Genomic DNA, 20,585 nt, shown 5'->3' on the forward strand with positions numbered 1-20,585 from the left:
CCTTTATATCAACCCTTTTGAATGGGCCGAATAAATCATTTCTGTCAAGAAACCTGGAAAAATCTGATAATCCATCGTTTTACCGATCTTAACCGGCAGTTTCATCTTTAAAGGTTCTTCGTAAGCAGAGATTTGATCTACCGCACTTGAAAGATCGAAATGTACGTTGGAACATTTTTTCAAGATTGAGTATATTTTATCCATTTCATCTTCTGAAATAAAACCGAGTTTGTGAGAAACGAAAGATTCGATCATAACACCGTAGTAAGTGGCAACAAGGTATGGCATGTTCAACTGGGAAGCGCTCATCAGTGCTTTTGAACTTTCCTCTCCCACGATTTCCCAGTTGCTATTGGCTTTCATCCTGAGACTTTCAAAGATCACGTGAGATATGACTTCATAGTTACTCATGAGTTCTGAATCAAGTATTTTGTCTATCATATCGAAAAATTTTTTCGAATGTGACAACCCAAACGCAATTGCATGTACCATTGAAAGTCCTTTTTCCTCTATTACCTGAGTTTTGGTGAATTCAGTTATGTTTACAAGATGGTTTGGCTGAAATTTAACTTTCATGGCATCCTTAACCCTATCAAAATTAAGATAAACTTCATTTCTGAAAAAGCCTTCAATTTGAGCACTTAAAGTTGTAGGCACAAAAACAACGTCTAATTTCCTTTTGTAGGTACCAAAAGCAAAGCCACATGTGTCAAGCACCGTTCCACCGCCAACAACGACGATGACAGGATCGATAATTTCAGAATTCATGATCATATTTTGGACATCCATCATTCCTATAACGGATTTAGACCTTTCTCCTGCAAAGATAGGCGTGTTATCTATGTTGTAAGCAAAGTCTGTGTGAAAAAGTTTTATTTTTGAGTCGATTATGTACACAAAATGCCTTCCGGGATACAAAGAAACAAGAAAATCTGAAAAGTCATTTTTCTTGTCAAGAATATGGACTGACATCTTTTGCTGTTCACTTTGCGACGGTACAAAATCGGCTACTAACAAATCGTCCTCCTACTCGTTCTGTGTTTGTCCAAACCTAACTTTATCGTATTTTTCAATTAACACCTTACCGCCTCTTATGTAGGCTATAGCATTTTCGATAGGTTCACTTAAATGGATGACATGTTTGGCTATTTCTACGAGTTCTGGCGTCATCAACGTTGCATATATTATAGACCCTTCATCCCCTCTTGATCCAGCCCTTACAACTCCGCGTGCTTCACCTATTATGACAACGTTACCCGAAGAGATGATTTCTCCTCCATCGTTGAGATTTCCTATAAGCATGACATCACCATCATGAACTATTGCCTGACCCGATCTTACGGTCTTTTTTATGACTTTTGTCGGGTTTAACTGGTGCATGTTATTTTCATCTTCTACAAGGCTCAATTTTTCCTTGACGGAAATGGTATTCTGCTTTACTTTCTGATTCATCTCTCCAACGAGTATTTCTCCGACTTTAAACCCCATCTTTTCAACAAAAGAAACTATTTCGGTTATGTCTTTTGAATATTTATCTTTATCTTTGAGCATGATGGATATTTTATCATCCTCAGAGAAAAAACCGTTCAACTGGGAAAATTTGTTTGTTACTTGAACAAAAAGATCGTCAAGATCATCGTAATCCTCAACGTAAAGCACAACTCCTCTTTTCGTCATTCTCAAGTCAACATTTCCCATTACCCCACCTCTTGAATTAAATCATTTTTTCTTACCGTCAAGATAATGAACAACATCTCCAACCGTGACAAATTTTTCTAACTTATCATCTTCAATCTTAACACCGAATTCATCCTCAAGTGCCATGGCAAGGTCTACCACATCTAAAGAGTCAGCACCCAGATCATCTATAAAAGATGAACTTTCCGTGATTTTATCGGCTTCTACGCCGAGTTTGTCTGCAATCGTTTTTTTCACTTTTTCAAAGGTGTCTTCCATTTTTCTCTCTCCTTTCAAAAATCCTCGGGCATTTCATAACTTATTTTACCAAATTTTTCATGTGTTATTTCTCTGTGTAAGGTCAAAAGCGTTCTGTTGATATCTAAAACCCCGCCTTTTATTATAAATCCACGTTGCATTCCGTAACTTTCTATCCTTTTGACTATCGAATCGCCTTCACCTATTTTTTCTATCAGTTCTGGTTTTATCTTCGATAGAAGGTCAAGTTCGTAATATACCAAAGCCTCAAAATCTACCTGTTCAATGTCTATGACGTTGCAAAGACCAAGTTTTGCGTAGAGAGTCTCATTCGAAATTCTTGGATACGTTATTCCCGGTGTATCAAGCAGTTTCATTCTGTCATCTATTCTTATCCATTGAACGGACCTTGTTATACCCGGCTTATCACCTATGAGTGTTGCCCTTCTCTTTTTGATCATGTTCACAAGCGTTGATTTACCAACGTTAGGCATGCCTACCACTAAGATGTTGACTTCATGATCAGATCTGAAAGGATCAAAGATATCGTGAATATTCTGCATTTCTTTTATAGATCCGTAGAGTGTCTGACAATCTTTGGAAAACTTTTCAACCCATCTTTTGGTTACATCGTCTTCGGCGAGATCCGCTTTGTTAAGAAAGATCATTCGCTTTTTGTCTTTGAAATAAGGCTCCATGTCTAAAGGCCTTGTCGCCATTGGCGCACGTGCGTCAACAACTTCCACTATGCCACTGACGAGTTTTATAAGCGATTTTATAGCCCTTTTTGCTTTCTCAACATGAGACGGATACCAGACTTCCATTATTTCATCACTCCAAATCTGTTGAGAGGCCATATTCGTAAGAACGGGGTCCCTATCATGTTTGACATAGGCACAAATCCCCAGTATCTGCTGTCAAAGGAGTCTGTCGTGTTATCACCCATTGCAAAAAAATAGCCCGCTGGTACGTGTATCACTATATTTCCGGAAGCATCTTTTGTAACATAATTTCCCCACTTCGAAACCACAGAGTTGTAATATGTGTTATAGTCCATGTCTTCGTTGTAATAAAGCAAAAATTGATAGTCAGGGCTCGAAATGTATTTCTGCGGATTGGCAAGTTCATAGTAATAATTAGGATCGCTAAAAATCCCTACTTTGGTGTATAGATGATCTTTAAGCGCCGCCGGAATTTTGCCGTCAACTTCGACGTTGTAGAAATAGGGATGTCCTGCCGCCGGAACAAGTTGAACCGTATCTCCTCCGACCGCTACCAATCTTTTGACGTATTTCACGTGACCGGCATAATGCACAGGACTTAAGGCATCCATGAATTTATCGAATGGCCCTAACATTGCCAAAGAAGATTTATCAACAAAAGGCGTCCAAAAAACTATGATATCTCCTATTTTAAGATCTTTGTAATGCCATGATATCTGATCCACAAAGATCCTGTCTCCTGGCATTATCGTCGGAATCATGGAACCGGTAGGAACTATCATCGTATCGAGCACAAAAAGTTTTACCGGAATGACGATAAGGATGGCTATGACAATTGCCTTTATCCATTCCCATGATTCATGCTTTACCTTTTTCGAAAGATCGTTTTTTGGCTTTCTGACGTTGTTCGCCACTTTCAGCACCTTAAGCGTTTGGCAACTGGCGTTTTTCTTTCATTCTTGCTTTCTTCCCCTTCAACGCTCTTATGTAGTAAAGTTTAGCGCGCCTTATTTTGTTGTGTCTTACAACGGAAATTTCTTTTATTGAAGGTGTGTTGAAAGGAAAAATTCTTTCAACGCCAATGGCATTATGAGATATTTTCCTGACGGTAAAAGTACGCCCACCCGAAGATCCGGACATGGCTATAACCGTTCCTTCAAAAATTTGACCTCTTTCTTTTCCACCTTCAACAACAGAGGTGGTAACTTTCACAACATCTCCAATGGATATCTTTGGAAATTCTTTTCTATCTGGCATTTCAATCGCCCTTATGAGTTGATCCATTTTTAACTGCCTCCTTTTTGTACAAATTCTCCTATAACCCTATCTAAGGTTATCGCAACCGCTGATCTGACTGAAAGATGGTTGTAATCAGAATGTCCTCTGATTGATTCAAGAGACACATCGCAAGTTTCAAGAATTTCTTTTGGCATTCCTTGTCCTGTTCCAAAAAGAAACAAAATAGGCCTTTCTTCTCTTAAAACCATTTCTTTCATCTCATCGTAGGGAACCATGTTGGATCTTTTTTTTGCCGATGTAAAAACTTTTATCGGGCTGATTCCCTCTGCTTTTGTTATATCTTCGATCAGATCTTCGTAATAAGAAACCATTTTTACAAGTTCCAATGCTTCATACCTTGACGCATTGTAATTCTTGCCAAAATCGCTTCCCCAGAAATTCAAAACCCTTGTCACTATTTGCTTTTGAACGGGAAGGTTGTTAACAACGTAATACCTTTTGATCATGTAAGTTCTGCAAGTTCTCGCGATATCATGAACATCCATGTTGACAACCGCTGTGGTTAAAATCCTTCCATCTTTACCTGTTATCGGGTAATGCAAAACAGCCACGTATATTTTGTTCAACATTCTTTTTTCTCTCTGAGAAGTGCTATTATGGCGGCCTTTTCTTCAATACTTAAATCTCTTTTGAGAAAAAGGTCTGGCCTTTTTTCGATGGTCCTTTTTATGGCATCTTTAAGGAGATATTTGCCTATCTTGGCGTGATCTCCAGATCTAAGCACTTCTGGTACATCCATATCCCTGTAAGATTGGGGCCTTGTGTAATTCGCATGATCGAGAAGACCTGAAAAAAAAGAATCATTTTCAACCGAAACCTCTTTGCCCACAACACCAGGTATCATTCTTGCCATAGCCTCAACGAAGACCATCGTGATCGTTTCTCCTCCGCTTATAACAAAATCACCTATCGATATCTCCTCATCCACGATGGACATGATCCTTTCATCCACTCCTTCATACCTTCCGCAAATGAACATCACATCATCTTTTTGTGATAATTCGAAGGCTTTAGATTGATCAAATGTTTCTCCCTGCGGAGAGGGATAAACTATCCATGGCCTTTGATGGCTTTTTAAGTATTCATCGAACATTTCAAAAACAGGCTCAACCTTCATAACCATTCCGATGCCAGTTCCATACGCGTAATCATCTGTCGTTTTGTGCAAGTCATGGGCATAATTTCTTAGATTTATGACGTCAAAATTGATCTTACCCGTTTTTATGGCTCTTCCGACTATGCCGTATTCTTTGAACTGATCGAAAAGTTCTGGAATGGTCGTTACGACTTCGATGTTCAATCAAAACCACTCCATTTTTTTGACAACTATTTCGTTATTTTCAACATCGATCTTCACGATGTAATCTTTTATCACAGGTATGAGCACTTCGTCGTCTCCAACGACAAGCACATCATTTGATCCTGTCTGAATTACATCTTTAACCATCCCGACTTTTGATCCGTCTTCGTAATAGACAAAAGCATCGATAAGTTGGTAAAAGTAATATTCATCCTTTTTCAAAGCGGGTAAATCCGTTTCGTTGATGTACACCATCTGCCCTGCGATTTTTTTTGCTTTTTCGGCAGAGTCGAATCCTAAAAGGCCCATTACGTGATGGTTATTCATCTTAGTCACAAAATTTATCTTTACTTTGATAACCCTTTTCGAATTCTGCCCTATCCATACATCTCGATCCACAAAACTTGCAAGGTCGCGATCTTCAACGTAAGAATAAAATTTTACCTTACCATCCAAACCAAAGATCGAAAAAATTTTACCTATTGCGACAAGGTTCATCTGATCACCTTTAATTCAAAATCGCCTTCGCCATTTTTCAAAGATCTTAACGTTAAGTCTATTGATTTTATAGTTCGACCATCTTTACCTATGATTTGACCGATGTCATCATCCGAAGCAAATATCTCGTATATGATCTTTTTGCCTTCAAATTTTTCTTGAACTCTTACCAATTCAGGATCTTTACAAATAGATTTTACTACAAATTCAAGTGGTTCTTTGATGTCCACAATTCATTCCTTCACTTTCGCAAAGCGTTTTTCATGATACGTCTTCATGATCCCATTCTTCGAGAGTAAGGATTTAACGGTTTCTGTTGGTTGTGCTCCACATTGCAACCAATAAAGTGCCCTTTCGTCATCTATTTTGATTTCGAATGGCGATTTCATGGGGTTGTAATACCCCAGAGATTCTATGTAAGCACCATCCCTTGTTTTCGAAGATTCGACGACGATAATTCTGTAAAAAGGTTGACCTCTTTTGCCCATCCTCGTGAGTTTGATCTTAACCATCTTGCACCTCCTTGTTCATTTCATCTGAAATGGAAATTTTCCGATTTTACCTTTTTTATCCATTTTATTAAAACTCTTGATCATTTTTTTCATTTCATCGTAATTTTTCATCAATTTGTTTACCTCTGAAATTGGTCTGCCGCTTCCACGTGCTATTCTTTCTTTCCTTGAGAAATTCATGATCTCGGGATTGCTTCTTTCTTTTTTTGTCATTGAATTTATGATGGCTTCAACATGTCTAACCTGTTCGTCGTCAATTTTTAAATCCTTCATGTTTTGGGCGCCAGGTATCATTTCAAGTATCGAAGAAAGGGATCCCATCTTTTTTATCTGGTGAAGTTGATCAAGAAAATCATCGAATGTAAATTGCGCTTTTTTAAGCCTTTTTTCCATTTCCTCCATTTTTTTGCTGTCGAGGTCTTCTTGAACTTTTTCGACAAGCGATACTATGTCTCCCATTCCAAGAATTCTCGATACAATTCTATCCGGATAAAACAGATCAAACTGATCTAATTTTTCTCCCATACTTGAAAATTTTATCGGTTTTCCGGTTACATACTTCGTTGACAACGCTATACCGCCTCTCGCATCTCCGTCAAGTTTTGTCAGTATAAAACCGGTTAAAGAAAGACGTTTATCAAATTCAACGGCAGCATTTACGACATCTTGGCCAGCCATTGAATCAAGTGCCATGAGGATCTCGTCTGGTTTGACGATTTCTGTTATCGCTTCGGCCTCTTTCATCATTTCTTCATCTATTTGAAGCCTTCCTGCCGTATCAACTATCAGTACGTCGGCTCCTTTTTTGATCGAAAAGTCGAAAGCCTCTTTTGCTATCTTGTAAGGATCTTTTCTGTCTCCTGAAAAAACCGGCACATCTATGCTTTTACCCAGAGTCTCGAGTTGATCGATAGCCGCTGGTCTATGAACGTCATCGGCGACAAGTACGGGTGTTCTACCGTTCTTTTTTTTAAGCCACAAAGCAAGTTTGGCCGCGGCAGTAGTTTTTCCACTCCCCTGGAGTCCTGCAATCAATATGACAGCCGGCCTTGAATGCAAATCAAGGGACGGTTGATCGCCAAAAAGATTCAACAATTCATCATTCACGATCTTGATGAATTGTTGATCTGGCGATATACTTTGGATTACCTTTTCTCCAATCGCACGCTGAGAAATTTTTTCCGTCAAATCTTTGACGACTTTATAATTGACATCTGCTTCGAGCAAAGAAAGTTTAACTTGCTTGACGGCATCCTGAATGTTGTTTTCGGTTATCTTTCCTTTGCCTCTTAAAATTTTAAACGCTTCTGTCAACTTACCCTGTAAACTTTCGAACATTTACACACCTCTGGGGTAAGTATACTCTACGGATGCCTCTCAAGTCAATTAAGAAAAATGAAACAATTTGTGAATGAAGAAAGAAGAGTTACTTTAAATCCTTTGGGAATGTCACTCCGGCTTTTATCTCACCTACCAGTATTTCAACTGCTTTTTGGAATTGAGGATCTGACAAATTTATCTTTGCTGTACTTTGAGTGGACATAACCACACTCTGTATAAGTTGCTTGTAACTTTCCGCTTCCGTTGGCGTTGCACCGGATGAGACGACATAATCAGGTTCAATTCCCTTTAAATTTATATCCTGACCGTTTGGGGTAAAGTAATGATCTGTGACTAACAGGAGCAAACCTCCGTTGCTCAATTGAAATTCAGTCTGGACGGCTGCCTTTCCAAATGTTCTTTCACCGACGAGCACACCGATATCGTTATCTCTCAAGGCTGCCGATACTATTTCGGAAGAAGAAGCGGATCCATTGTTAACAAGCACAACAACTGGAATTTTAGGATCAAGTCCTCCGGCAGATTTAAATGGGTATTCGTATCCGTTTTTGTCTCTCATGGTAATTATAAGTTTACCTTGTGGGAGAAATTGGCTTGCAACGTCTAAAGCAGCGGTGAACAAACCTCCCGGATCATCCCGTAAGTCTAAAATTAAACCTTGAATATGCTGATTTAAAAGGGCTGCAAAAGCACTGTTGAAATCACTTGATGTTGTTTCGCTGAAATTCGTTATACGGATGTAACCGATTTTAGTTCCCGAGGCTTCAAACGTAGTTGACTTTACGGTTTTGAGTTCTATTATGGATCTTTTCAACATCAAAGTCATCGTTGCTTTATCAGAAGGCCTGTAAAGTTGAATTGTCACGGTCGATCCTGGTGTACCGCGCAAGGCATCCACGGCTTTAACGTAACCAAGTGCTTTAACACTTGTACCATCTATTGATGTTATGAGATCTCCGCTCTTTATGCCAGCCTTTTCTGCGGGTGAATCATACATTGGACTTATAACCTCGATAGCGTTACTCGTGGCGTTAAATGTCACTTCCGTACCTATGCCTCCGTACTGAGAAGAGGTTTGAATGCTGAATTCCTTTGCCTCGCTTGGAGAAAAATAGTAAGTAAAATGACCTCCGAGATTTGCTATTATTGCTTCTATTGCGGCATCTTGAAGTTTTTCAAAGTCAACTGATGATTCGTTGTAATAATAGGTTTTTATCAATTTAAGCACTTGACTTACGGTATCTGAGTTTGATTGTGCCAAATTCTCTGTGGCCCATGCAGCACTTACTATGGCGGCAATCAAAAAGAAAGAAACGATGATTTTTTGAAATTTTCTCATTTACTTTCTCCTTTCAACGATATTTGAAGATTGCCTTCAAAAGTGATTCAAGTTTTTCATTTCCGGTTGAAGAAAAATCTCTTAAACAATCGTAAGTATAATCTTTTGTGAGTATCCTTCCCACAGAATCAAGGGCAGACTTTATGGCCGAAATTTCAAGCAAAATGTCCGGACATGCCCTTTCATTCTCTACCATCGATTGAATGCCCCTTACCTGTCCTTCTATTCTTTTGAGCCTTTTTATAATTTTTTCCCTTTCCATCTTTTCCATGTTTTTCCTCCAACGAAAAATCTATGTTTCCCTTTGTTTTATCCGCGGATATTATTTTTGCCCTGAGTTTGTCTCCCATTCTAAAAACTCTTCCGTTTCTTCCCGTAAGGATATTCATTTTCTCATCATGAACGTAATAATCACTCAAGGTTGATAAGTGAATTAAACCGCTTATACTTTTGTCTGGTATTTCAACGAATATTCCAAAATCCGTCACACCCGTCACAACAACGTCAAAAGATTCTCCTATGTGATCTGCTGCATATTCAATTTTCTTTATGGAAATGAGATCTCTTTCTGCCTGATCCGCTACCACTTCTCTTTCAGAACTTTGCTTGGCAATAGACGGTAATAATTTAGAATAATTTTCGATCTCTTCTTTAGAAAATTTCCCATTTTCAATGTATATTTTCAGAAGTCTGTGGACCACGAGATCGGGATATCTTCTTATAGGACTTGTAAAATGAGTGTAATTCAAAGAAGCGAGGCCAAAATGACCAACGTTTGTTTCGGAATAAATAGCCTTTTTCATGGATCTGACGAGTAATCTTTGGATCACAGATTCGAGCGGATGCCCTTTTATCTGCTCCAAAATTCTTTGAAGCATTATCGGTTGGATATTTTCCGTTATTTTAAATTTTATTCCTATTGCCTTTAAATATTCTGAAAGTTCCGAAATCGTTTCAAAATCAGGCTTACCGTGGATCCTGTATATGAAAGGTAAACCGCTTCTATCGAAGAGTTCCGCCACAGACTCATTGGCACTTATCATGAATTCTTCAATCATGATTTCGGCGATATTTTGAACTCGCAAAGTTACGTCTTTGACTTTCCCGTCTTCAATTTCTATCTTCACTTCATCTGAAGTGAATTCTATGGAACCTCTTCCAAGCCTGCTTGTCTTTATGGTGTGGGCGAGTTCTCGCATGAGTTCAAGATCAGGCCTCAGAAAGCCTATTTCTTTTTCCGTTTCCTTGTCTGGATCTTCAAGAAGTTTCGTTACTTTGTTGTAGGTGAGCCTTTTAACGGATTTAATTACGCTCTTTGAAAAATTCTTTTTGATAATTCTTCCGTATTCGTCTATTTCCATTTCAACAGAAAGGGTTAACCTATCCTCGCCTTCCACAAGACTGCAAAGATCGTTCGACAATTCAAACGGTAGCATTGGAATCACGGTATCGATAAGGTAAACGCTCGTTCCTCTCCTAAAGGCTTCTTTGTCAATAGGATCTCCTTCTTTGACGTAATTGGAAACATCTGCTATATGAACTCCAAGCAAGTAATTACCATTTGGAAGTTTTTCTATTGAGCATGCATCGTCAAAATCTTTTGCATCCTCTCCATCTATTGTAAACACATGTTTAGATCTGAAATCTTTTCTTCCAACGATATCTTCCGGTGTAACCGTTTTGGGAAGAGATCTGACGGCTTTTCTGACCGATTTTGGAAATTCTTCTGGTTTTGGCAATTTATATTTTTCTATGATGCTTGGAAGATCTGATTCCGGGGAATCTGCTTTTCCTATTTTCTCGATTATTTCGACGATGCCCTCCGAATTTGAATCAGGATAGTGAGTTATACGGGCAACAACTTTGTCGCCGTCAACCGCTTCGATGGCATCTTTGGAGTAAACCCTGAATTCGTAAATAACTCGAGGATCATCCGGAATAACGTACCCAAAATTTGTCCAAGGCGATTTGTAAACCCCGACGATTCGATCCATAGATCTTTCTATTATCTTTAAGACCCTGCCATGGAGTATGTCATCTCCAACTTCGAAAACTTCGGCAAGCACTTTATCTCCGTTTAATGCCCAAAATGTGTCCGCAACTTCCACAAGGGCCTCTTTGCCGTTAGACGTTATAAAGGCTTTTTTACCGGATCTCGTGAATTTTATGATGCCCACCATCTCATTCGACCTTACACGATGCCATTTGCCGCTTTTCGTTTTGTAAATGAGGCCTTCTTCTTCAAACTGCTCGATTAAGTCAACGATTTCATCCGATTTGACCCCTAATTTTTCGGATATTTCCTTTGTCGTTGAAGGAACATAAGATTGAGAATTTAAATATTTTCCAAATTCTTCACGATTCATTCGATCATTCCTCTCATATTTTGACTTTTAACGATTTTCAAAATCTCGTCAAATTCTTCTTTCATGTAATGATCACCTTTTACGTCTTTGATTTTTGAATTTATAAGATCGACTACCGGCTCTAATTTTTTACCCGTCTTCAAAGGTCTGTGAACTCTCACCGCTTTTGATCCGATCATACCTTCTATCGCTATGATTTTGGAAGTGTTCTCAAAAACTCTTTTTGCCTTCATGGCTGCCGTTGTTCCCATAGACACATGATCTTCTTGATAGGCTGAGGTTGGAATAGAGTCAACGGAAGCGGGATGAGATAAAACCTTGTTCTCGCTAACTAAAGATGCCGCCGTGTATTGCCACATCATCAAACCTGAGTTAAGTCCCACCTTGCCTTCGGCAAGAAAAGGAGGAAGACCCGAAACAAGCGGGTTCACAAGCCTGTCTATTCGCCTTTCAGTTATGTTTCCAAGTTCACTGATGGCTATTGCGAAAAAATCGGCCACAAGTGCTATCGGTTCGCCATGAAAGTTCCCACCACTTAAAACGTCATTTTCGAAGATCAACGGATTGTCCGTTACCGAATTCATCTCGACTGAAAGAATTTTTTCAACGTAATCGAGAGAATCTTTAACGGCGCCAAGAACCTGTGGAGTTGCCCTCAGAGAATAAGCGTCCTGGACTTTTGAACAGTTTATGTGAGACGCTCTTATCTCGCTTCCTTCCATGTATTCGAGAATTTTAGCGGCAACATATTTCTGACCCTCGTAAGGTCTGAGTTCATGTATTCTGGGATCAAAAGGCGTTGTAGATCCCTTAAGTGCATCTATAGAAATGGCAGACGTGATCAAAGCGTTTTCAAAGAGTATCTTTGCATCGTACAGCGAAATGGCCATAACAGCCGTCATCGCCTGCGTGCCGTTGGTTAAAGCAAGTCCTTCTTTCGCTTCATATCTCAGTGGCTTTATTCCTTCCAGATCCAAAGCCTCTTTTGCATTGACGATCTTACCTTTATAAAAGACTTCTCCTTCTCCCATCATGGCAAGTGCAACGTGGGCAAGCGGAGCAAGATCGCCACTGGCGCCGACAGAGCCCTGGGATGGAACAACCGGTGTTATATTTTTGTTCAGAAAATCAGCAATCTGTTTTACGACCGCTACTCTCACCCCTGAATAACCTTTTGAAAGAGAAACGGCTCTGAGCAACATCATAGCCCTTACGCTTTCTTCATCGAGAACAGGCCCGACGCCCACCGAATGACTTCGGACAAGATTTGACTGAAGTTCGTTTATCTCATCTGGAGATATACTGACAGTAGCCATAGCACCAAAACCGGTATTTATTCCGTACATAGCCCGGTCTGAAGAAAGCAATCTTTCCACTATTTTCCTTGAATGGTTTATTCGTGCGTAAGCATCCTGTGATATTTCAACTTTTTCATGATCTCTCGAGACGGCAACGAGTTCTTCCAAACTTATCTTTTCATCTATCGAATACGTCATAACATTTCCTCCTCTAATTGTGTTTTTTCTGATTCGAGATCGTAAATTTTTCCTATTATCTCTTCGGCCTGCTTCTCAAATCCATCTTTATCCTGAACCATCTTCATGAGTTTTACATGATCCACTTCGTTCATCATCTGTAACTCTACTTTCTTTACGCTATTGTTGATATCGGATAATTGCTTTTCGAATTCTGCAATCTCAAGTTCTATTTTTTTTAATCTGTTTCTGACTTTTTTTCTTTTATCAACGTCAGCACCGGCATTTGATGCTTTTTTTCTCAAAATTACAGAACTTTTCAAAAAATCTTCTGCTTTTTGATAATCTTTGAAATGATGCAAACCATTTTCATCCATGACGATAAACCTATCCGCTATATGTTCTGCAAATTCGAGATCGTGAGTTGTAAAAAGTACCGCTCCTGCATATTCCGAAATGGTCTCTTCAAGAGATTCTATCATGTAAAGATCAAGATGGTTTGTTGGTTCATCCATTATAAGAAAATTTGGATTTTTTATCAGCGCTCTGGCAAGTTGATATCTCACGAATTCTCCGCCGCTAAGTGAATTTACACTTTTAAAAACATCTTCTCCTTCAAATCCAAATCTTCCTATGTACCTTCTGACCTCGTAATCTTTCCAAAGTGGCACAATTTCCCATATCTCTTCGATAACGCTTTTTTTAGATCTTTCCGAACCAACGGTATCCACATATGCCATAAAAGTATTCGGGCCAAATGACACGTGTGTTTTGTCTGATATAATTGTCTTCAAAAGGGAGGTCTTTCCAATGCCGTTTTTACCCAAAAGGGATATTTTCTCTCCATTATGAATTTCGAAAGAAAAGTTGCCGATTCGTTTTTGACCGGCAAAGACTTCAAGATCCGTGACTTTTAAAATCACATCCTCCGTGACATTTTCAACTTGAAAATGAAGTGTTTTAAAAACTTTTTGCCTCTCAAATTCGTAATTTGTCCTTTCTTTTTCCAACTTTGCAACGATTTTCTCTTTAGATTTAGCCTGTTTAACCGCTTTATCTCTTCCCCATTGTCTGTAACGATCTATCGATTTTTTAAGATTTACTATTTTCTTATCAAGATCACCGGTTCTATGTTCAATCGATCTAAGGAAATTTTCTTTTTGAATTAGAAAATCAGAATATTTACCGTCGTAAGATTTTATCGTTCCAAAATCTATTTCCCATATTTTATCGGGAACTTTTTCCATCATTTTTCTGTCATGGGTGGCTATTATAACCGCTCCCTTTAAAGAAACAAGCACTTCATTTAAAAATTCGAGGCCGTAAATGTCCAAGTAATTTCCTGGTTCATCTAAGATGATGAGTTCTGGATCCATTATAAGTACTTTTGCTATTTCAAGTTTTGTTATTTCACCTGCGCTAAGTGTCGATAACATTCTTCCAAAATCTTTTTCTTCAAAGCCGACGCCTTTAAGCATTTCTCTTACCCGTTTTTCAGAGGCGTAAATACCATATGCTTCTGCACTTGCAAGGGCATTATCGTATTCATCGATATCGTCTTTTATGGCACTATCGATGGCCAAATTGTAAAACGATATGGCTTTTTCAAAGGCCGATAATCCTTCTTCGTAAAGTGTTTTGTCTTCACCCATTCTGAACTGGTTGATAGATCCAATTTTGTGACCGTAAAACTCGATCCTTCCATCTGTTTGCTCAAGATCACCGTTTAAGACTTTTAAAAATGTCGTCTTTCCAGATCCATTTGGTCCGATTAGGATGATCTTTTCTCCCGCTTTAACCTGAAGATTGACATTTGAAAAAAGCACACGATCTCCAAATTGCATTTCGAGATTTTCAATCTTAAGAATCATCTTTTTCCTCCGGAAGAATTATATCATTCTTTGCTGCACCGATACAATTTATGGGAAAACCTTCAACTGTACTTGAAATGCAAAACATAATATTAGGTGATATCATCAGTTAAACAAAGAAATAACGTGAAAATAGTAGTAATAACATTTTTTTGGCTATTTTTGGCTAAAAATAGCCAAAAATCGGTATAAATTCCTGAATATGCTATATACATGGGTTACAAATAAAATGGTATATTAAAACATATAGGTAGAGCGCAAATTTACGTTTTGGAGGCTTTTTAGATGAAGTACATATTGAAAAGAGTGATGTTTTTTCTCATCACGGCATGGGCAGCGGTAACGATAAACTTCATTCTGCCAAGGCTTATGCCGGGCAATCCGGCCGAAGTCATGATAGCAAAGTTTCAAGGAAGGCTAAATCCTCAAGCAATAAGTGCCCTCGAAATTGCTTTTGGTATAAACACACATGAAAACATGTTTCTTCAATATTGGGATTATCTGGGCAGAATGTTAACTGGCAATTTTGGAATATCTGTGAGTTTTTATCCAACCACGGTGGGACAGGTGCTGTCGCAGGCCATACCTTGGACGTTGGGATTAGCGGGAATCTCCACCGTCATAGCCTTTATCATTGGAACATTGCTCGGCATAAGAGTTTCATGGAAAAGAAATTCGACATCAAGTAGTATAGCCGTTCCATTTGCTTTTTTTCTAAATTCAATGCCCTACTTTTGGTTTGCCTTAATAGTTGAATATGTTTTTGCTTTCATTTTTGGATGGTTTCCGTTGGGCGGTGCCTATTCATCCACATCAGGTCTTGGTGGATTAGCACTTGTATGGTCCGTTTTGTATCATGCCATACTTCCTGCCGGAACAATAGTCATAACGGCAATGGGAGGATGGATGTTGACGATGAGAAACAACATGATAAGCGTTCTATCTGATGACTACATAACTTTCGCTTTCGCTCAAGGCCTTCCCGAAAGTGAAATAGAGTTGAATTATGCCGCAAGAAACGCAATTTTGCCAAGTTTTACAGGCTTTGCCATGGCAATAGGCTTTGTCATAAGCGGTGTGCTTTTAACGGAAATTGTTTTTTCTTATCCTGGAGTTGGATATCTGCTTTATCAAGCGGTTTTAAATATAGACTACCCTTTGATGCAGGCCATATTCCTTTTCATAACGATAGCCGTGCTTATTGCGAACTTCATAGCAGACATAGTCTATGTTTTTCTTGATCCAAGAGCGAGATCGGGTGGTGAATGACATGAATTACGTAAAACTCTTCTTCAGCAATAGAAAGTCAACAATAGGAGTTATAATTTTTCTTTTCTTTGTGGCACTGGCCATTTTTGCTCCATTTATAGCGCCTTATTCTCCGAGTTCAATGGCCTTTACACCGCTCCAAGGACCAAGTTGGAAGCACTGGCTCGGTACAACTGCCGTTGGACAGGATATACTCTCGCAGGTTATATGGGGCACAAGGTTGTCTTTGATGGTTGGTCTCATAACGGGAGCCATAACGACGATTATATCGGTCATAATAGGACTTTCATCCGGGTATTTGAGTGGGCTGACGGATGACATATTGATGACGATAACGAACATTTTCCTTGTCATCCCTGGTCTTCCTCTCATAATCATAATAAGCGCTTTCATAGTTGTTAAAGGAGTATGGACGATAATCTTTGTCATATCCTTAACGGGATGGGCATGGGGGGCGAGGACTTTAAGATCACAGGTTTTAACTTTAAAAAGCAGAGATTATGTGAATGCTTCGGTTGTGGTCGGTGAAAGTTCCTCTCACATAATCTTTTCAGACATATTTCCAAACATGCTAAGTCTCGTAGTCGCAAATTTCTTTGGTGCGGCCGTCTATGCGGTTTTGAGTGAAGCAGGTCTCGAATTTTTAGGTCTCGGAGATTCAAGTGCCATATCTTGGGGTACAATTCTTTACTGGGCGCAGAACAATCAGGCCTTGCTCTTTGGATTATGGGAGTGGGCGGCAGTGCCGGGATTGCTTATAGCATTGCTTGGAATGTCTTTTGCCCTTATGAATTTTGCAGTTGACGAGATAACGAATCCAAGGTTGAGGAAGCGATAAGATGAGCGCATTACTTAAAGTTAAAGATTTGAATGCAGGATACGAATTCACCAAATTCAAGACATGGGCGGTAAGGAATGTGTCTTTTGAGTTAAATCAAGGAGAATTTCTTGGCATAGCGGGAGAATCAGGCTGCGGCAAATCGACATTAGCATTCGGAGTCATAAGGTTGCTTATGCCGCCCGGAAAGATTTTCTCAGGATCGATAGAATTCAACGGTATAGATTTGATGAAGGTCGACGACGAGAGTTTGAGAAAGATGAGATGGAAAGAATTCTCGATGGTCTTTCAGGCATCGATGAACGTTTTGAATCCGGTCTTAAAGGTAAGGACACAGATATACAATTCGATAAAGTATCATGCCAACATGACAGAGTCGGAACTTGAAAAGCGTGCCAAAGAATTGCTCAACTTGGTCAACGTTTCATCCAAATATTTGGACGCGTATCCACACCAGTTATCCGGAGGGATGAAACAAAGGGTTGTCATAGCGATGGCACTGGCACTTAACCCGAAACTCATAATCATGGATGAGCCGACGACGGCGTTGGATGTTGTCGTACAGAGAAGGATACTTCAAGAGGTCGATGAGTTGAGAAAGAAACTCGGCTTTGCGATAATTTTCATAACCCATGATCTGTCCTTGCTCGTTGAGATTTCAGATTCATTGGCCATAATGTACGCGGGACAGATAATAGAAAAGGCGCCGTCTGAAATGTTGTACGCAAAACAGATGCATCCATACACTTACGGTCTTATGCACTCATTCCCGCCTTTGGTCGGGAAAAGGCAAAAACTTCATGGGATAGCGGGACGTCCGCCGGATCTTTCGGGGGAAATAAAGGGATGTCCGTTCTACCCGAGATGCGAAAAGCGAATAAGCGGCGTGTGTGATGTTGAAAATCCAAAACTTGTGGAGATAGAGAGCGAACATTTTGTTGCATGCCATCTCTACGATGGGAAGTGATTTAGGTGGAGACGATGCAGGTTAAAAAAGCGACGAATATGAAAAGCGTCATAGAAGTAAAAAATCTCGTGAAAGAGTTTAGAATAGGATCACTTGGAAGGACAAGAGTGGTACATGCTATAAATGGAATAGATTTTGAAATAGGAGAAAAAGAAGTTTTGGGATTGGTCGGAGAATCCGGAAGCGGAAAGACGACAGTTGCAAGGGTTATAGTCAGGCTGTACGAGCCAACGTCCGGAAAGATACTGCTCAACGGCGAAGAAACTCCTTTAAGGATGAAACACAAAGAACTTGTCAGTTACAGAAAACATGTGCAGATGATCTTTCAAGATCCGTTTTCATCCCTTAATCCTTTGCATTCAGTTGGATATGGCCTGACAAGGCCTTTGAAGATACACAGAATAGTTGAGAAAGACAAGATAAAGAATAAAGTACTGGAAACACTCGAGGAAGCCGGCCTTATTCCGCCACAGCAGATATACGACAAATTTCCGTACGAATTGTCCGGAGGACAAAGACAAAGAGTAGGTATAGCGCGTGCGATAGCGGTTCAACCTCAATTGATACTTGCGGATGAACCGACATCCATGTTGGATGTATCGATAAGGCTTGACATAATGAACCAGATGTTGGAGTTGAAAGAAAAAGAAGGCGTGTCATATCTTTTCATAACACATGATTTGGCAGGGGCGCATTACATGTCGGACAGGATTGCGATAATGTATGCAGGCCATTTAGTCGAAATAGGTCCGTCTGACGATGTGATAAACGATCCGAAACATCCTTACACGCAATTGTTGAAAAGGGCGGCACCTAAACCGGAAGCGGGGTTAGAGCCGGAAAAGGTGGATGTCGGAGGAGAGGTGCCTGATCTGACGAATCTGCCTCCGGGGTGTCCGTTTGAGCCAAGATGCCCATTTGCAAAGCCTGAATGCAAAGAAAGAGTACCTGATATGGTAAAGATAGACGATGGACATTTTACAAGATGTATACTGTACAAAAATCGATCTGAACAAAATGAAATAAAAAAAGTCTAAAAAGTGAAATACCCCTTATCCCCCTTAATAAGACATTAGAACGAGCCGGAAGGCTCGTTCTTTGTTTCTACTCTCCGTTATGCTCGTCTGAGTTTTTGAAAAAATACCAATAGAGGATGGCGTTAACGAATTGAAAGCCAGCCGCAAACAAAATGGGCATTTCGATCAGCGATACATCTATTAAATAACCTCCAGCGACAGGACCAATCGATGATGTGATTTGCTGCGGAAGATTACTCAACGACGCAACGGTTGATCTTTCTTCGCTTTTAGCCTGCCCCATGACGAATGACTGCCTCAGCGGATTGCCAACGGCGATTACCAACATTCTGATGGTAAAAAAAACACCGGCAAGAAAAAAGGTGGGCATAAATGCCATTAAAATTAAACTTGCTACTCCGAATATCCTTGTTGCCACTATGGTTTTAATCGAACCGAATATTTTAGCCAAGGGCGCTGCCATTAAAAATGGTATTATGGCCATAAGATTTACGATTGTGTAAAGGATTCCTATTGCATCCGTTCCGGCGCCGTATTTCACAAAAAACCAATAAACAAGTATTGGCCCCAAGAAACCTATACCCAGACCATTTACGGCATTTGTGATCGAAAGTTTTCCAAGTAATTTCCATGAAAGTTGAAAGGCCTTTTGTCTCTTTGGCCTATCCTTTTTCTCTTTAATGGGTAAAGTGACAAATATCATAACAAAATAAATCAAAGATGCGAGAGCCATCAAAAAGAGATAACCGCCGCGCCATCCCATTCCGAAAAGATCGGGATCATGAGAAGGAATCAATGCCAAAATCGATCCGACGGCACTCCCGACAGTACCAAAAATAGAAAGGTAACTGAAAGCCTGATTTCTAAATGCTGGCTTAACACTGTCTGTTATCAAAGCCTGTTCTGCAGGATAAAAGGGACCAAATGCCCCGCCACTACCAGCCCCACCTCCGCGACCTATCGTACCGGCGGCTATTAAAACCATCAGAGCATAGTAATTCGTGGTGAAAAGAAAGCCAAAAGCACTTACAGCGCTTATGGCCGTCATAACTATGATGACAAGTTTTCTCCCATATCTATCGGCAAAAAATCCAACCAAAATGGCAAATATCAAAGAGACAACGATGGTAACGGTGAAAATAAATCCTATCTGTATGCCGGAAAATCCTATCCTTGAAAGATAAATTGTTACAATTACTATCAAAAATCCCTGTGCCATGCTTCTCAAAAATCGTCCAGCCATTAAAAGGTAAAGATTGCGATTAAGCCATGCTAATTTTTTCAATTGTTTTTTTCACCTGCCGGCTTTAGTTGTTCAAAAACGTTGATGAATTTCTCATATATCTGTATATTGTCTTTTATTTCCAGAGAAAGCGAATTTAGCAATTCAATGCCATCAGGAGTTATTTCATAGACATGTCTTGCCGGACCGGAACCTTGCGTATCCCATCTTGATGAAATATACCCTTTTTCTTCCAGATTTTTAAGCATCTTGTATATTGCCGTTTGATCCGGTAAGTACGATTCAAAACCAAATTCTTTTAGTTTGTCCATAAGTTCATAACCGTAAGAAGGTGCTTTGTAAAGCGCTAAAAGCAAAAATGGCCCTATAAACCTAACTCGCATTCCGCTTCTCGCATGTTTGTTGAATCCGTGACCATAACCATGCATTTAATCAACCTCCAATCAATGTTATTAGTAGTATATCATATATATGAATTATATATCCAATATGTACCCTTTTAAAAGTTCTAAAGAAAACATTTAAAAATATCGCTTGCTTTTCATCCGAAATGGTGGTAAAATTAAATTAGAC

The 20,585-nt window shown here is 39.5% G+C and carries 23 protein-coding genes; 4 read left to right on the forward strand and 19 right to left on the reverse strand.

What is annotated here, in order from left to right:
* Positions 1 to 3: 3 nt before the first annotated feature.
* The 17 genes from ACP5NR_RS00815 to ACP5NR_RS00895 all read right to left on the reverse strand — a co-directional run bounded on the left by ACP5NR_RS00815 (position 4) and on the right by ACP5NR_RS00895 (position 14,658).
* A complete protein-coding gene (locus ACP5NR_RS00815; RefSeq protein WP_428004253.1) occupies positions 4 to 1,017 on the reverse strand; it encodes a hypothetical protein in 1,014 nt (337 codons plus the stop codon).
* Positions 1,018 to 1,026: 9 nt separating this feature from the next.
* Positions 1,027 to 1,698 (reverse strand): septum site-determining protein MinC, encoded by a 672-nt coding sequence (gene minC / locus ACP5NR_RS00820; protein ID WP_428004252.1) that lies wholly within the window; start codon positions 1,696 to 1,698, stop codon positions 1,027 to 1,029.
* 21 nt (positions 1,699 to 1,719) lie between these two features.
* Positions 1,720 to 1,956: an acyl carrier protein gene (locus ACP5NR_RS00825; protein ID WP_428004251.1), complete on the reverse strand. Its 237-nt coding sequence runs from the start codon at positions 1,954 to 1,956 to the stop codon at positions 1,720 to 1,722.
* A gap of 14 nt (positions 1,957 to 1,970) precedes the next feature.
* Complete coding sequence (locus ACP5NR_RS00830) at positions 1,971 to 2,759, reverse strand: GTPase (RefSeq protein WP_428004250.1); 789 nt, start codon at positions 2,757 to 2,759, stop codon at positions 1,971 to 1,973.
* On the reverse strand, positions 2,759 to 3,571 hold the full coding sequence (gene lepB / locus ACP5NR_RS00835) for a signal peptidase I (RefSeq protein WP_428005793.1): 813 nt from the start codon (positions 3,569 to 3,571) through the stop codon (positions 2,759 to 2,761). Before lepB ends, ACP5NR_RS00830 begins: the two co-directional genes overlap by 1 nt.
* Before the next feature lie 10 nt (positions 3,572 to 3,581).
* Positions 3,582 to 3,941, reverse strand: coding sequence for a 50S ribosomal protein L19 (gene rplS / locus ACP5NR_RS00840; protein ID WP_428004248.1), 360 nt, complete (start codon positions 3,939 to 3,941; stop codon positions 3,582 to 3,584).
* Positions 3,942 to 3,943: 2 nt separating this feature from the next.
* Positions 3,944 to 4,525 carry an RNA methyltransferase gene (locus tag ACP5NR_RS00845; RefSeq protein WP_428004247.1) on the reverse strand — a complete coding sequence of 194 codons (582 nt, stop codon included), beginning with the start codon at positions 4,523 to 4,525 and terminating at the stop codon, positions 3,944 to 3,946.
* On the reverse strand, positions 4,519 to 5,256 hold the full coding sequence (gene trmD, locus ACP5NR_RS00850) for a tRNA (guanosine(37)-N1)-methyltransferase TrmD (protein WP_428004246.1): 738 nt from the start codon (positions 5,254 to 5,256) through the stop codon (positions 4,519 to 4,521). Before trmD ends, ACP5NR_RS00845 begins: the two co-directional genes overlap by 7 nt.
* Complete coding sequence (gene rimM / locus ACP5NR_RS00855) at positions 5,257 to 5,754, reverse strand: ribosome maturation factor RimM (RefSeq protein ID WP_428004245.1); 498 nt, start codon at positions 5,752 to 5,754, stop codon at positions 5,257 to 5,259.
* Positions 5,751 to 5,984 (reverse strand): KH domain-containing protein, encoded by a 234-nt coding sequence (locus tag ACP5NR_RS00860; protein ID WP_428004244.1) that lies wholly within the window; start codon positions 5,982 to 5,984, stop codon positions 5,751 to 5,753. Before ACP5NR_RS00860 ends, rimM begins: the two co-directional genes overlap by 4 nt.
* Positions 5,985 to 5,987: 3 nt before the next feature.
* Positions 5,988 to 6,266 carry a 30S ribosomal protein S16 gene (rpsP, locus tag ACP5NR_RS00865; RefSeq protein ID WP_428004243.1) on the reverse strand — a complete coding sequence of 93 codons (279 nt, stop codon included), beginning with the start codon at positions 6,264 to 6,266 and terminating at the stop codon, positions 5,988 to 5,990.
* A 15-nt stretch (positions 6,267 to 6,281) separates the two neighbouring features.
* Positions 6,282 to 7,604, reverse strand: coding sequence for a signal recognition particle protein (ffh, locus tag ACP5NR_RS00870; RefSeq protein WP_428004242.1), 1,323 nt, complete (start codon positions 7,602 to 7,604; stop codon positions 6,282 to 6,284).
* A gap of 88 nt (positions 7,605 to 7,692) precedes the next feature.
* On the reverse strand, positions 7,693 to 8,946 hold the full coding sequence (locus ACP5NR_RS00875; RefSeq protein WP_428004241.1) for a S41 family peptidase: 1,254 nt from the start codon (positions 8,944 to 8,946) through the stop codon (positions 7,693 to 7,695).
* 13 nt (positions 8,947 to 8,959) lie between these two features.
* Positions 8,960 to 9,217: a metal-sensitive transcriptional regulator gene (locus ACP5NR_RS00880; RefSeq protein WP_428005794.1), complete on the reverse strand. Its 258-nt coding sequence runs from the start codon at positions 9,215 to 9,217 to the stop codon at positions 8,960 to 8,962.
* A complete protein-coding gene (gene rnr / locus ACP5NR_RS00885) occupies positions 9,129 to 11,312 on the reverse strand; it encodes a ribonuclease R (RefSeq protein WP_428004240.1) in 2,184 nt (727 codons plus the stop codon). Before rnr ends, ACP5NR_RS00880 begins: the two co-directional genes overlap by 89 nt.
* The gene (gene hutH, locus ACP5NR_RS00890; RefSeq protein ID WP_428005795.1) at positions 11,309 to 12,808 is read right to left on the reverse strand and encodes a histidine ammonia-lyase; all 1,500 of its coding nucleotides are present in this window, start codon (positions 12,806 to 12,808) and stop codon (positions 11,309 to 11,311) included. Before hutH ends, rnr begins: the two co-directional genes overlap by 4 nt.
* Positions 12,805 to 14,658 carry an ABC-F family ATP-binding cassette domain-containing protein gene (locus ACP5NR_RS00895; RefSeq protein WP_428005796.1) on the reverse strand — a complete coding sequence of 618 codons (1,854 nt, stop codon included), beginning with the start codon at positions 14,656 to 14,658 and terminating at the stop codon, positions 12,805 to 12,807. Before ACP5NR_RS00895 ends, hutH begins: the two co-directional genes overlap by 4 nt.
* A 285-nt stretch (positions 14,659 to 14,943) precedes the next feature.
* On the opposite strand from ACP5NR_RS00895, the gene ACP5NR_RS00900 reads away from it, so the two are divergent.
* From ACP5NR_RS00900 to ACP5NR_RS00915, 4 genes are read left to right on the forward strand one after another with little or no spacing between them, the layout of a single operon-like run.
* On the forward strand, positions 14,944 to 15,927 hold the full coding sequence (locus tag ACP5NR_RS00900) for an ABC transporter permease (protein WP_428004237.1): 984 nt from the start codon (positions 14,944 to 14,946) through the stop codon (positions 15,925 to 15,927).
* A 1-nt stretch (position 15,928) separates the two neighbouring features.
* Positions 15,929 to 16,765, forward strand: coding sequence for an ABC transporter permease (locus ACP5NR_RS00905; RefSeq protein ID WP_428005797.1), 837 nt, complete (start codon positions 15,929 to 15,931; stop codon positions 16,763 to 16,765).
* A gap of 1 nt (position 16,766) precedes the next feature.
* A complete protein-coding gene (locus ACP5NR_RS00910) occupies positions 16,767 to 17,732 on the forward strand; it encodes an ABC transporter ATP-binding protein (RefSeq protein ID WP_428004235.1) in 966 nt (321 codons plus the stop codon).
* Between the two features lie 14 nt (positions 17,733 to 17,746).
* Positions 17,747 to 18,769 carry an ABC transporter ATP-binding protein gene (locus ACP5NR_RS00915; protein ID WP_428005798.1) on the forward strand — a complete coding sequence of 341 codons (1,023 nt, stop codon included), beginning with the start codon at positions 17,747 to 17,749 and terminating at the stop codon, positions 18,767 to 18,769.
* A gap of 67 nt (positions 18,770 to 18,836) precedes the next feature.
* Here the strand turns inward: ACP5NR_RS00915 and ACP5NR_RS00920 are convergent, their stop codons facing one another.
* A complete protein-coding gene (locus ACP5NR_RS00920; protein ID WP_428005799.1) occupies positions 18,837 to 20,054 on the reverse strand; it encodes an MFS transporter in 1,218 nt (405 codons plus the stop codon).
* Complete coding sequence (locus ACP5NR_RS00925; RefSeq protein WP_428004233.1) at positions 20,051 to 20,440, reverse strand: PadR family transcriptional regulator; 390 nt, start codon at positions 20,438 to 20,440, stop codon at positions 20,051 to 20,053. Before ACP5NR_RS00925 ends, ACP5NR_RS00920 begins: the two co-directional genes overlap by 4 nt.
* Between the last annotated feature and the right edge of the window lie 145 nt (positions 20,441 to 20,585).

Source organism: Athalassotoga sp. (assembly GCF_049965695.1).
GTDB lineage: Bacteria > Thermotogota > Thermotogae > Mesoaciditogales > Mesoaciditogaceae > Athalassotoga.

Bases quoted from the DNA above. Each gene is read 5' to 3' on its own strand.
- minC (WP_428004252.1), bottom strand. From the start codon at position 1,698: ATGGGAAATGTTGACTTGAGAATGACGAAAAGAGGAGTTGTGCTTTAC.
- ACP5NR_RS00825 (WP_428004251.1), bottom strand. From the start codon at position 1,956: ATGGAAGACACCTTTGAAAAAGTGAAAAAAACGATTGCAGACAAACTC.
- ACP5NR_RS00830 (WP_428004250.1), bottom strand. From the start codon at position 2,759: ATGGAAGTCTGGTATCCGTCTCATGTTGAGAAAGCAAAAAGGGCTATA.
- rplS (WP_428004248.1), bottom strand. From the start codon at position 3,941: ATGGATCAACTCATAAGGGCGATTGAAATGCCAGATAGAAAAGAATTT.
- ACP5NR_RS00845 (WP_428004247.1), bottom strand. From the start codon at position 4,525: ATGTTGAACAAAATATACGTGGCTGTTTTGCATTACCCGATAACAGGT.
- rimM (WP_428004245.1), bottom strand. From the start codon at position 5,754: ATGAACCTTGTCGCAATAGGTAAAATTTTTTCGATCTTTGGTTTGGAT.
- rpsP (WP_428004243.1), bottom strand. From the start codon at position 6,266: ATGGTTAAGATCAAACTCACGAGGATGGGCAAAAGAGGTCAACCTTTT.
- ffh (WP_428004242.1), bottom strand. From the start codon at position 7,604: ATGTTCGAAAGTTTACAGGGTAAGTTGACAGAAGCGTTTAAAATTTTA.
- ACP5NR_RS00875 (WP_428004241.1), bottom strand. From the start codon at position 8,946: ATGAGAAAATTTCAAAAAATCATCGTTTCTTTCTTTTTGATTGCCGCC.
- ACP5NR_RS00880 (WP_428005794.1), bottom strand. From the start codon at position 9,217: ATGGAAAAGATGGAAAGGGAAAAAATTATAAAAAGGCTCAAAAGAATA.
- rnr (WP_428004240.1), bottom strand. From the start codon at position 11,312: ATGAATCGTGAAGAATTTGGAAAATATTTAAATTCTCAATCTTATGTT.
- hutH (WP_428005795.1), bottom strand. From the start codon at position 12,808: ATGACGTATTCGATAGATGAAAAGATAAGTTTGGAAGAACTCGTTGCC.
- ACP5NR_RS00895 (WP_428005796.1), bottom strand. From the start codon at position 14,658: ATGATTCTTAAGATTGAAAATCTCGAAATGCAATTTGGAGATCGTGTG.
- ACP5NR_RS00900 (WP_428004237.1), top strand. From the start codon at position 14,944: ATGAAGTACATATTGAAAAGAGTGATGTTTTTTCTCATCACGGCATGG.
- ACP5NR_RS00905 (WP_428005797.1), top strand. From the start codon at position 15,929: ATGAATTACGTAAAACTCTTCTTCAGCAATAGAAAGTCAACAATAGGA.
- ACP5NR_RS00910 (WP_428004235.1), top strand. From the start codon at position 16,767: ATGAGCGCATTACTTAAAGTTAAAGATTTGAATGCAGGATACGAATTC.
- ACP5NR_RS00915 (WP_428005798.1), top strand. From the start codon at position 17,747: ATGCAGGTTAAAAAAGCGACGAATATGAAAAGCGTCATAGAAGTAAAA.
- ACP5NR_RS00925 (WP_428004233.1), bottom strand. From the start codon at position 20,440: ATGCATGGTTATGGTCACGGATTCAACAAACATGCGAGAAGCGGAATG.